Origin of the sequence: Lysinibacillus sp. BPa_S21 (assembly GCF_023337795.1) — a bacterium.
GTDB lineage: Bacteria > Bacillota > Bacilli > Bacillales_A > Planococcaceae > Lysinibacillus.
Map to the genome: position 1 here is coordinate 176305 of NZ_JALIRS010000006.1, position 12532 is coordinate 188836.

The 12532-nt window shown below is 34.8% G+C and carries 10 protein-coding genes and 1 pseudogene; 8 read left to right on the forward strand and 3 right to left on the reverse strand.

Translation table 11 applies throughout. The annotated features are described in order from the left end of the window. Positions 1–95: 95 nt before the first annotated feature. Both MOK21_RS14055 and MOK21_RS14060 read left to right on the forward strand, forming a co-directional pair. Entirely contained in the window at positions 96–1583 is a 1488-nt protein-coding gene (locus MOK21_RS14055; protein ID WP_249074612.1) for a methyl-accepting chemotaxis protein, read from the forward strand. A 270-nt stretch (positions 1584–1853) separates the two neighbouring features. After that, positions 1854–2648 (forward strand): annotated as a pseudogene (locus tag MOK21_RS14060) (phosphotransferase family protein). Between the two features lie 96 nt (positions 2649–2744). On the opposite strand, the gene MOK21_RS14070 reads toward MOK21_RS14060, so the two are convergent. Beyond that, positions 2745–4001, reverse strand: a complete 1257-nt coding sequence (locus MOK21_RS14070; protein ID WP_249074615.1) for a nucleoside permease — start codon at positions 3999–4001, stop codon at positions 2745–2747. 267 nt (positions 4002–4268) lie between these two features. On the opposite strand from MOK21_RS14070, the gene MOK21_RS24005 reads away from it, so the two are divergent. Continuing rightward, entirely contained in the window at positions 4269–4442 is a 174-nt protein-coding gene (locus MOK21_RS24005) for a sporulation protein Cse60 (protein WP_374110170.1), read from the forward strand. 552 nt (positions 4443–4994) lie between these two features. On the opposite strand, the gene MOK21_RS14075 is transcribed toward MOK21_RS24005, so the two are convergent. After that, the gene (locus tag MOK21_RS14075; RefSeq protein ID WP_249074616.1) at positions 4995–5309 is read right to left on the reverse strand and encodes an alpha/beta fold hydrolase; all 315 of its coding nucleotides are present in this window, start codon (positions 5307–5309) and stop codon (positions 4995–4997) included. 206 nt (positions 5310–5515) lie between these two features. Here MOK21_RS14075 and MOK21_RS14080 point away from each other — a divergent pair, with 206 nt between their 5' ends. Further along, a complete protein-coding gene (locus tag MOK21_RS14080; protein ID WP_249074617.1) occupies positions 5516–6082 on the forward strand; it encodes a MarR family winged helix-turn-helix transcriptional regulator in 567 nt (188 codons plus the stop codon). 34 nt (positions 6083–6116) lie between these two features. Beyond that, entirely contained in the window at positions 6117–7163 is a 1047-nt protein-coding gene (locus tag MOK21_RS14085) for a serine hydrolase domain-containing protein (RefSeq protein ID WP_249074618.1), read from the forward strand. A 22-nt stretch (positions 7164–7185) separates the two neighbouring features. On the opposite strand, the gene MOK21_RS14090 is transcribed toward MOK21_RS14085, so the two are convergent. Beyond that, positions 7186–7608: an epimerase gene (locus MOK21_RS14090; protein ID WP_249074619.1), complete on the reverse strand. Its 423-nt coding sequence runs from the start codon at positions 7606–7608 to the stop codon at positions 7186–7188. Positions 7609–7890: 282 nt separating this feature from the next. Here MOK21_RS14090 and MOK21_RS14095 point away from each other — a divergent pair, with 282 nt between their 5' ends. From MOK21_RS14095 to MOK21_RS14105, 3 genes are all read left to right on the forward strand, one after another. Further along, positions 7891–8208 (forward strand): metalloregulator ArsR/SmtB family transcription factor, encoded by a 318-nt coding sequence (locus tag MOK21_RS14095; RefSeq protein WP_249074620.1) that lies wholly within the window; start codon positions 7891–7893, stop codon positions 8206–8208. Then, positions 8205–8903, forward strand: a complete 699-nt coding sequence (locus tag MOK21_RS14100) for an SRPBCC domain-containing protein (protein ID WP_249074621.1) — start codon at positions 8205–8207, stop codon at positions 8901–8903. Before MOK21_RS14095 ends, MOK21_RS14100 begins: the two co-directional genes overlap by 4 nt. Before the next feature lie 1098 nt (positions 8904–10001). Beyond that, complete coding sequence (locus tag MOK21_RS14105; RefSeq protein ID WP_249074622.1) at positions 10002–12077, forward strand: serine hydrolase domain-containing protein; 2076 nt, start codon at positions 10002–10004, stop codon at positions 12075–12077. Positions 12078–12532: the final 455 nt, after the last annotated feature.

The window sequence follows — 12532 nt, forward strand, 5'->3', positions numbered from 1 at the left end:
ATATGCACTTTTTATCTACAAAAAGTAGTAGTTATACTTTATAATAATAGAAAAGTGTACTGAATGTCCATTCATTTTTAAAGGGGGAACTATTTATGGAGAAAAAGATTCGCTACGATACAAGAAAAGTCCATCGTGTTAATTTAGCTATTATTTCAATTTTGGCTGTTTTAATTTGTGGGCCGTTGATATTCTCAAAGGGCATTATGTTTTTATTTGTTGGACTAGCCGTTATGGCATTAGCAGTTTGTAATTACTTTTTACCAATTAACACGTATGTTAAAGGCTTTATTTTTGGAATGATTCCTTCGAGTATTGTTTTTACTTTATTTTTAGTTGATAGTTTTTCATTAAATAAACATTATATTTTACTTTGTTCAGTGGCCATTATCGCCCTTTATTTTAAAAAAGAATTACTTGTATTTTTTGGTGTGCTGACAAATATCAGCTTTCTGATTCTTTATATCGCTAATTCGAAATCATTATTAGGGCCATTTGATGATATGACTGTATTTATAACGCTACTTGCGATAATGAATGGCGTAATTATTGCATTATATTTAATCGCTAAATGGGGTAATGAACTAATTGAACATGCTGCAATTCAACAAAATGAAGTAAAGGCGTCATTAAATCAGCTTGAGAATACGTTTCAGGAAATTGAAAAAAGTAGTCAAGCTTTGGATGAGCACGTTACACAATTCCAACAAACAATGCAGCGAATATCTGGATCAAGTAAACAAATTCTTATAGCTACAGAGGATATTTCCGCAAGTATTCAGCAGGAGTCATCTAGCTTGCAAATGATTCATGGCACGATGAGGGAATCTGTGCATTTTGTCAACGAAACATTTTCAATTTCAAAGGATACTATTTCTAAATCTACTGATTTGCAGCAAGATATTCTAGTAGGATGGGAGAAAATGCAAGATGCGATGGTGCAAATGGGAGTTATGAATCAAGCGATGAGTTCTACAGCTGAAACTGTGAATGAGTTACAGACAAGCTTGAAAACGGTAGATAGCTTACTAAAGGGCATACAGCATATTGCAGAGCAGACGAATCTACTTGCTCTTAATGCTGCAATTGAAGCGGCAAGAGCAGGGGAGCATGGTAAAGGATTCGCCATCGTTGCAGATGAAGTACGGAAATTAGCGGAAGAAAGTGCTGCTATTACGGTGAGCATTACGAATGTAACGAGAACGTTGTTCGAAAAATCAACTGAAGCTTATCAACGCTCTGACGACGGAGAAAAAGCGTTACAAAAAGGCGAAGTGCTCTTACAAGATGTGAGCAGCTTCTTCAATATTTTAAAAGATTCATTTTCAAAGGCTAACTTTGATTTAACAAGAGGAATGAATGAACTAAGCAGTGCCATTTCACAGTTTGAAACAATCCAATTACAAATTGAAAAACTGAATGATATGACCGAACAAAATGCAACTTCTACAATAGAAATTGTGCACTCAGTAGAGGACGAACATAATATGCTTGAAATGATGACGAACACAACTAGTCGTATTCAGGAGTTAAGCGATACATTGAAGTCGCTTGTTATGAAAAAGGAAAAAGAATCATTTTAAAAAGTAAATAGACGGGGAACCTACAGTCAATGTGCTTGGTCGTAGGGTTCCTCAGGTAATAATTTATATTGTTAAGATGGGAAGCATACATTCAACAAATAGGCACCTATCTCTTCGTTGGCGCATTGCTATGAGTCAATCGTTTCTTCATGAAAATCCTCTGCTTGAAATCGTCTAAATTAAAGGTGATCATTAAGTCATTATGATTCTAGTGAGAATTAGATTGACAAGGGGATGTGTATATTAAAATCTTTCAGAGGAGGGTTCTCATTGCAGCCTATACAGGTTGATGAAATACCAGAAGAAATAAGAGAATTTCTAAAAAAACTTGACTCTATTAAGTTTCCGAGACAAGGATACACCTCGAACGTTGCAATTATTCGCAATCATCAAGGCTCTTTTGCTCTCAAAAGAACAAAAGGTGATTGGTATTGTTCTTTGTTAAAAAAGGAGGTTTCTGTATTAAACTGCTTAACAAAGGAAACAAAACTACTTATTCCGAAAGTAAAGCTATTTGTTGAGCAAAAGCAAAATCGTCAATGTTGGGCTCTTTTTGAGTACATACAGGGTGAAACTGTCCGAATTGCTTTAAAAGATGAGAAAAATAAGGAAACAAGGCAAGAAACAATATTTAACTTTGGCAAATTCCTAGCGGATATTCATTCAACGCCTTGTCCCAATGAACTTATACACAATAAAAACTGGCTTGGGCAAATGATAAGTCAAGCACGCAATAATTTAATTAATAATGAAGTAGATGGTACTAAGAAGTTATTGGAAAAGGTTTAAAAGAATAAACCTGATAATTATAAGCAGACGTTAATTCACGGGGACTATACAATTGATAACGTATTGGTATTCAACAGGGAAATCACAGGTGTTATTGATTGGGGGAGTGGTGCATATGGAGATCCGAGGTATGATGTATCATTAGCAATTCGACCAAAACCAAATGTCTTTGAAAAAGAAATAGAAAAACAAATTTTTTTTGAAGGATATGGTGAAAATATAATTGATGACAAAATATATGAGTATTTTGTTAATGGACTATATGAGTTCTTTTAATGAATAGTATGGGCTTTTATTATTTCAGACTTAAGATGGATGTTAAAAGAGCCTTAACCCTATGAAAGGTAAGGCTCCCCCTTTTACACATTTAATTTACTGTTTCATTGATACATTTTCCTTTTCATTGCTGTCATGATTATATTTAAAAACGAATGCAAAAATGATTGCTAAAACGAGCGTGTATGCCCCAAAGAACAACCAAATGTTTTGCCAATTCCTCACTCCGTCGACTGTAAAATAATCAACTACTGCTCCACTAATAACAGCTCCTAAATAGGCGCCTATGCCATTGACCATTGTACTAAATAATCCTTGAGCGCTCCCGCGAATTCGATGATCGACTTCTTTTTCGACAAAAATGGCTCCCGAAATATTAAAGAAATCAAAGGCACAACCGTAAACAATCATTGATAACAACAATAGTAAAAAGCCTCCGCCAACCGGGCTTCCATAGCCAAAGAACGCAAAACGTAAGGTCCATCCAATCATACTAATTAGTATTACTTTTTTTATGCCATACTTACTTAAAAAGAAAGGAATGGTCAAAATAAAGAATACCTCTGAAATTTGTGACACTGATAATAAAATAGCTGGATATTTAACAGCAAAGCTATTTTTATAATCAGGGTTCAACGCGAAGTCGTGTAAAAACGGATCTCCGAATGTATTAGTAATTTGAAGTGCAACACCTAATAGCATGGCAAAAATGAAAAACAAAGCCATTTTTTTATCTTTAAAAAGAACAAAAGCATCGAGTCCTAAAAGGCTGACCAACGACTTGTCCTTTCTAGCATTAGAAGTTGGGCAAGCAGGAAGAGTAATGGTGTAAAGGGCAAGTACCAAAGCAGAGCCACTCGCTATAAATAGTTGAATATTACTTAATTCAATTTTGGCAAGACTAATAATCCACATTGCAAGAATAAAACCAATGGTCCCATAGACACGAATAGGTGGGAAATCCTTTACAACATCGAAGCCTTTATTTTCTAGGTAATAATAAGAAATTGTATTCGATAAAGCAAGTGTCGGCATATAAACCATGGAGTTAAAGAACATTACCCAAAACATCATGGTAGGATCAGAAATTTCAGCAGCGCTAAATAGCGTAATCGCACCGAGGAAATGTAATAATCCATATAAAACATTTGCTTTTACCCAACGATCGGCAATAATGCCTATCAAACTTGGCATAATAATGGCTGCAAGACCATTAGAACTATACACGATTCCAACTTGCGCTCCAGTAAAATGCAACGTATTGATCATATAAGAACCAAATGTTACAAGCCAAGATCCCCAAATAAAAAACTGAAGAAAAATCATTATTTTTAATCGTAATTTTATGTTCATTTTTTCCTCCTATAGAAGGTGATGGAGTTTTTTGTTTCTGAAAGTAAAAAAATTCTAGTTAAATATGTGCGGGAAATACGAAATTCACTTAGAACATAACTACAGCATTTGCTCCTTATGTCTGATTCATACAAGTTTATTGCAGTTTCTTATAACGATGAGGCCAATAGAATTTTTTTGTGAATTGTGGTAATAAAAACGTGGAGAAATACATAAGTAAAGTGATGACAATCACTTCCATTTTTATTAGTATTAGAGTGAGGGGAAATGAGATGGTTGACTAAAATTAAAATTTTTGATAGTCGAAAAAAAGAGGATTTTGAAAACCAAGTAAACGAATTCTTACTTCAAGGGCATGAAATTATTGATATTAAGTATTCTGCTAGTGTTTTGAATAACTTCGGTTTTCTAGTTTATTCGGCTATGATAATTTACAAATGATACATATATAGAAGTCGCACTCGTTAGGAGTTGCGGCTTCTTCTTTTGCTCTGAAAATAGCTAATAAGGGGAATGCACGACGCCTATAGATAGTCGGTTGAAACTTTAAATACAATTTGGGGAAGTTATCATCGATCCATTCCGATTCTAATGAGTTTTTTTTGTGCAATCTAGTTACCAAATAATATAATTATTGTGATGTAATACATAAAGTTTAGGAGTAGATGCTTTGGAAATGTTTATTATGGCAATATTAGTTACTTTAATTTTCGGCAGTTTTTCTTACATGATGTTAAGTTATCCTGAAGATTTTTTAAAGATGAGTTCCTTTTCAGCTAAATTCATTAAAAAATCATTTTTAAAAAAGTACGTAAAATTTATGGGCTGGTGGTTTTTAATAATCGTGATAGGCATATGGATTATAGCAATAATCTCTTTATTCGAATGAATATTGAGAAATAGTTAAGATTCACGAATAGATGTGAGGTTAAAAAAGCCGTACTCAATATAAAATTGAGATTCGGCTTTTTTTGTATCATTAGCACCCATTACTTAAATATCCATTTCACATAAGGGATCTTTATGTAAAAAGTGAATGATCGAATCGTTGACCTGTTTAGCATCCTCTATAAATAAGCAATGGCTTGTATTTGGCAACACCAAAGTTTCTATATGAGGAATGCTTGTTTTTGCTTGCATTAGAGCTCGTATGGGATTGTAAATGACCTCTTTGTCGCGCATCATTAATAAGCTTGGTACTTGAATGGTCTCCAGTTTTTCTTTTGGAACCACTTTAGGAATGACTGGCTTTACCTTCCATTTGATGTAATACTCCGTTAATAAATTGATCAAAGACTTCGTTATCAATGGTATTTCCTTTTGCGATGAACCAATCACAAAAAAATCGCTGTATGAATTCTTTTCGTCTTATGGCGTTTATTAAGATAAGGCGAATGAGAAAGCTAATTGCACTTGGATCTTACATTTTAAAATAAAATAGACAGTATATTGACTAAGTTCGAAAGTGTGGTACTCTTAATTTAGACAGTAAGCTGTCTAAATGGAGGATGAATATGGATATTTATAAAGAAATTTTTTTAATGCAGCAAACTTATGCTACTTTATTTTCTCTAGCAAACAAAATTCAGGTAAAAGGAGATAGCTTCCTGGAACTATTAACATCGAGACAATATATGGCAATGGTGGCAATAGCGCATTTACCTGAGGATGAAACAACTTTGAATAATATTGCTCGTAAATTAGGTACCACAAAGCAGAGTACGAAACAGTTGATTACAATCATGGAAAATAAGGGTTACGTAAACGTAGTTCCTAGTAAGAAAGATAAACGTGCAGTTAACGTAAAAATTACTAAAAATGGAGAAGAGGTATTGCTTGTTGTTGCAGAAAAAGGAATCTTCTTTTTAGAAGACCTTTTTAAAAAATTCTCAACTGAGGAATTGGAAACAATGTGGGGCCTATTAAAGAAACTTTATAGTTTTGATGGTGAAGAACAAGATGGATTTGAAGAAGAGGGTAACTTAAAACTGGATGATGATAACAATGAATTACAAACGAGAGTAATGAAGGAATTTGAGAGACGAAGAATTCAAGCAATTAATAAGGGAATTAAAAAATAAACAAAAAAGCAAAGGGTAAAGGAGAGTGATCATTATGTTTGAGATTAATGATGAAACGTTTAGATTAATTAAAAAGACCTGTAAAGGAAAAAAAGAAATAAAATTAACTGTCGGCTATTTTATAGACAATAATACAGTTATAAAAATCTATGATGAAAACGGTGAACTCGATTCATCAGAAAAATATCATTATGAAATTGGGTCTATTACAAAAACTTTTACTGTATCTTTGCTATCAAAATATCTCTTTGAAAACAAGATGTCAATAAACGATCCAATACAAAAATATATAGAAGAACTCAAGGAAGACGAGTATTATCCTACATTGCTCCGTCTTGCTACTCATTCTTCTGGATATTCAGCCAGTCTGCCATTAAATAAACGGGAATACTCTAGTTTATTTTTAGATTTGATTATGGGCGCTGGTAATATGAATAAGAATAATCCACTAAATATGGATTTTAACAAAATGAAAATGCTACTGGAAAAAAATAAATTGAAAGAAATGGACTATTCATGGAAATATTCAAATTTCGGTTTATCACTTCTTGGGTATGGATTAGGGATTGTATCAGGCAGAGGATATTGGGACACAATGAATGATTTTCTTCATAATGAGCTTGGATTAAACGATACTTATTTAGGTACATCCAATAATAATTTACATGGTTATGATAGAAAAAATAATGATTGTGGCAACTGGAAATGGGATAAAGAAAATCTTATATCACCAGCGGGCGCAATAAGTTCAACTGCTGATGATTTACTAAAATATGCAAAAATAAATATTTATGAAGATAAACCATATTTGTCTCTTTGTCATAAAAAACATGGAAATGGAACAAAGAAGTATGATATGGGTCTCGGATGGTGGCTTTTAAAGAAAAATAATAATGTTATGTTACATGGCGGCGGAACAGGATGCTTTAGTTCATTTTTAGGGATTGATAAAGAAAAGAAAGTTGCCTCCGTTGTTTTGGCCAATTATAGATTAGGTAGAAATGATGATGAAAAAATAGGGATTTCCTTATTAGAAAGTCTACAAAAATCAAAAGATGACCGCATTTCCACTATTTATTAAGTGGAGTGCGGTCTTTTGGTGTTTATTCTAGTTTCTCTAAAATTTTTACTTGGATAACTAAAATAATCATAGTAATGGCTGCAATTATTAATATTCCAGTTGAAGATAATTGAACAGAAGTAAGGTGAAGAGTTTTCATCCAGTAATATCCTGCAATTATAAAAATAAACGACGTCATCACGGAAATAATAAAACCTAGAAATCCTAATTTGTCTATCTTTTGTTCTGTTATACCTACAAGACTTAATACACCAGTGGAAATGCCAACAATTAAAAATAACTCAATAGATAAAATGATTAATGACATAATTCCTGAATAAGAAATTTCGTTAGGCATCCATTTAATTAAACCCATCATAATAAATGCGGGTAGAAAAATGGGTAATATTAAACCAGCTGTAATAACTAATGAAGGAATAAATTTATTTTTATTAGGGTTGCTCATACATCCTCCGAAAATATAAAAATGAGATTAAACTATAGCATGTTAAAATATTAAAGTGAATTTTATTGTTTTTTCTGAAAAAATGTACATATTCAGACGTGGATACAGTTAAAGTAGGACAATAAGATTCTAAAAAGTAAATTGAATCAGATGAAGTAGCCAAGGTTGCTTCTTTTTTGGTGGATAATAATTGAATTTTTCTGAAAAGTCTTGACATTATTTCTGTGCTTAATTATATTTTATATATAACCAAACGGTTATGTGAAAAGTGAGGGAATGATAATGCCAAATGTTTATCGTGCATTAGGTGATTCAACGCGACGCCATATTTTAATTATGCTTAAACAAGGAAGCAAAACCCAAAAGGAGATAGTTGAAGCATTTGATATCTCTCAACCAGCCATTAAGAAGCATTTGAATGTTTTATTGGAAGAGAAAATTATTTCAGAGAGCTTAAATGGGAAATATCGTATCTATTCAATAAATCTCGACACACTCCAAATTGCGTACCATGAAATGCTTAAATACATCGGAGAACTACTTGATGATCAACTTGTAAGTCTAAAAAATTATGTTGAAAAAGGAGAGTTTTCAAAATGAAGAAAAATAAGGATTCTTTAAAGCGAGAAATAGTTGTGAATGCACCTTTGAATAAAGTTTGGGATGCATTGACTAAGCCTGAGCATTTAAACCTTTGGTATACAAAAAATGCTGACATAGAATTTCGTATAGGTGGAAAAGGTTATATGAATCATGGCTGGGGCGCAACATCTGAGGGTGTATTCACAGAAATAGATATAATGAAACGCTTTGTACTCCAAAGCATTGATGGGGATTTTACTACCATTACTTCTTTGGAGGAAATTAGTGATGGCGTTAAAGTGAGTATTGAATATCAGGCTTCCTTTATTGGTGAAATGAATCAATCTACAAAGGAAAATATGTTATTTGGTACAAGTCAATTTTTAGAAAATCTAAAGAGTGTATATGAAACTGGCACGGATAATCGATCGATGTTTTGGAAAACATGGATTGGTATTGTCCACACAACAAACGAGGGGGAGAGAGGGACAAGAGTTTTGCAGGTGAAGGAAGACTCGGTAGCTGCAGCTGCTGGAATTAAACCTGAAGATATTATACTAGAGATAGATGGAGAAGAAATCGGAGGATATGAATCTTTTGAAAGAACATTGAATAAAAAAAATGTTAATGGCAATGTTACTTTAACAATAGAAAGGAAAAATGAAAAATCACAGGTGAACTGTTTTGTAGATGCTTATCCTGTACCTTATTAAAATTCAACAAAATTATTAATAGCAGTACACAGACTTACGACCGACCTACACGTAGAGCTAATTATATAACACGCATATTATTGAGAAATCTAGTTAAATGACGCTTTGGTAAAATCATAATCTGCATGATCAAATGTAACAGGCACTTAATAGAAGGGCTTTCAGACGTATTTAAAATCCAGTTGACGGGTAATTCTCCGTCTTGATTCGTCTGAGAGCTCTTAATTGTATATAAGGGAGCCAGTCAATTATCTTTATGACTATTTTCTTATTAAAACATTCTATACAGTTTCCTCGTTTTGCTTGTAGATATGCCTTTCAAAACAACCTAGGAATCGGAAGGAGAGATGGTATGGAAAACAGTATTTGTAGCTAGCTTTATAGGTCTAACAGTGGATGGTATGGATATTCAAATGTTGTCATTGACTTTGCCGAGCTTAATTGCCGAATTTGTCTTAGATCTAAGACTATTGGTTGGATCAGTACATTCTCTCTATTAGGGATGGCAATCGGTAGATCTTAGGAGGTTTTCTGACCGCTTTGGCCTGTTATGATGATATTATTCTCAGGGAACCGCTCTCTTAGCTTTTGAACAGACATTGGTATGGGCGCTGAATATTCATTAGCCAAGAACGCGTGGAAATGACTTATGGGGGAGGACAAAATGATGAACTCGCCGCATTTGGAGCTTTAGGCATGAGAATTAAAAACTTGTGGATAGTGGGAAAGTTAATGTTGTGACATCTTTCTTTATAACAACATTCGCAGATAATTCCACTATTTCTATAAAAGGTACATAACAAGAGTGTTTATTAGAAGGTTTTAACAGATTAATTTTTGGGTTACTCATGAATCGAAGATGACCAGCAAAGCTAATTTAGCCGAGCTGGTCTTTTTAATTTCCATAAATTAATTTTAAGTCTTTAGCCCGATATGCTATCAGTCTATCACTGTATTTACGAGTAAATAAAACTTTGATATTCTATTTATGGAAAATATTTCTTGGTGAAGGGGGGTAACGATGGTGTTAAAGTGAACAAAAAAATTTTATTTGTGGGGCATTAATTTATATCTTGAAATTGAGGAGGCAATTCTTTTATGAAAAGTAAACTATCTGCGGTGTTAGCAGCTACATTAGCGTTAACGATGAGCCTACCAACCGGTGCGATGGCGCTTTCTAGCAGTCAGACTACAGTTGTAGCTAGCCAAGAATTAGCTAGTCAAGAACTGAAAAAGATTGCGACAGAGAAGGCTACTTTACTCACGAAGTCCTATGAGACGACTAGCGTGCAGTATGCGCTAATTGATAATGGTAAACTTATTTTGTCGGATCAGACAGGCAAGAACGATATGAAAGGTAAACAGCCGCTGACCAAAGATACCCTATACGGGATTGGTTCAGTCAGTAAAATGTATGCGGCTGCGGCTGTAATGAAATTAGTCGATGAAGGAAAAGTCAATTTGGATACTCCTGTCGTCCACTATGTTCCTGATTTCAAAATGAAAGACGAGCGTTACAAAAGCATTACACCACGTATGCTGTTGAACCACTCCTCCGGCTTGCAAGGTAGTACGCTTAGTAATTCATTTTTATTTAATGATAATGATACCTATGCCCATGATAACTTATTGCAGCAATTGTCCAACCAGAGCTTGAAGGCGGACCCTGGCGCATTCTCGGTATACTGCAACGACGGCTTTACGCTAGCTGAGATTATGGTGGAGAAAGTCAGCGGTATGAGCTTTACAGAATTTATACATCAACGGTTTACAAAACCTTTAAAGCTAAATCATACGAAAACGCCGCAGGACAAATGGGAAAACGATAAGCGAGCTGGACTTTATTTTCCAACGTTCCAAGGGCAGCTTCCTACTGAATCGGTGAATGTGATTGGTACGGGAGGGGTCTCTTCCACAGCAGAAGATATGGTGCGATTCTCACAAATTTTTATGGGACAAGAAAAAGGAATCCTCTCTGATAAGGCAGTCAAGGAGATGGAGCATGAGGAATATAAAAAAGGAATGTGGCCGGGGGATGGAGAGAATATTGTCAACTATGGTCTTGGCTGGGATAGTGTAAAACTATATCCTTTCAGCGAATACGGGATAAAAGGCTTGGCTAAAGGCGGCGATACGGCACTACAACATGCTTCACTGGTCGTACTTCCTGAACAGAAGATGGCAGTGGCTGTGTTGTCCTCCGGTGGTAGTAGCACTACAAATCAACTTATGGCGACTGATATACTGCTCGCTGCGCTCAAAGAGAAGGGCACAATTAAGGATATCAAGCCGAACAAATCCTTTGGAAAGCCGGTCAAAGCCAAGATGCCTCAAGACGTAGCAAAGAAAGCGGGTTTTTACGGCAATAGTTTCAGTCAATTCAAAATAGAAATTAGGAAGAATGGAGAGCTGATCTTACCATCTAATCCAGAAGAAAAATATGTATATACTGCGAATGGAAGCTTTATTAATGCGGAAGGTACCTCCAAGATCAGCTTTGCCACAGAGAAGAATAGACGAACATATTTAAAGGAGAGCACATTTATATCGCTGCCAGGCTTAGGGCAAGCAGTAATTACTCAATATGTGGCCGAGAAACTAGAAGACAATGTGTTATCAAAGGAAACCACTGCCGCATGGGCAAAGCGGGAAGGCGTCAAATTCTATCTTGTGAACGAGAAATTTAGTTCTATTCAATATTTAATGATGCCTGCCACACAAATTAATAGCAGGGAAGGCATGAAGGGCTATTGGGATAGCAGAAAAATTACAGGCCCGAACACGGCGATGCATCAGCTCCAAATACCTGTGATGGGTGGCCGTGATACGTCGGAAGCCCGTTTCTATACAGAAGGCGGCGATGAATATATGGAGATGTCCGGATCTTTATACGTAAGTGAATCCAACGTAAAACCGCTGGATGCAGGCCGATCATCCAAAGTTACGCTGCAAGCAAATGGGCATGCAAAATGGTTTACGATCCCGCAATCGGCAGCAGGGAAAACGATGACTGTGGCGTTGCCATCGAAGGGTTCGTTCACGGTGTATGATGAGCAGGGAGTATGCGTCAATTTTACCGTTGTGAGTGGCAATAACAAAGTAAAACTGCCGAAAAACGGAACGGTTGTATTTGCTGGCGCGCCGAACTCGGAATTTGCAATCACGTTGAAATAACTTTAATTTAGGAACGGCTTCAGCAAAAACAATACGACACAGAAAAATTAGTGCTCATTTGACAGCATTTATAACTCAGAAATATGTAGAAGATAATAAAAAGTAAAGCCACTAAAACTGAACTATACCCCAAAAGTTAGACCAAAAATCTAACTTTTGGGGTTCATTACATCATAGTGGCTTTTTTTATTTTAGAGCCTATATAAAATAAAATGGAAATAAAGGTTACAAAACCTAGTTGTTGTAAATTATTTTCTTTGATAAAATTTCTACTATATAATTGTACCTGTCTAAAATGATTTTATAACTATATATTTTTTTGTTGGGTACCTTTAAAAACTACGAGTGCCCCAAAAAGTACCTCGGTTAAATACATTTAAATTCACTTCATATAAAAGGTATAAAAACTTCTTTTCAGCAAACCCTTCATATTATGCACATCAAAAAATTAAAAA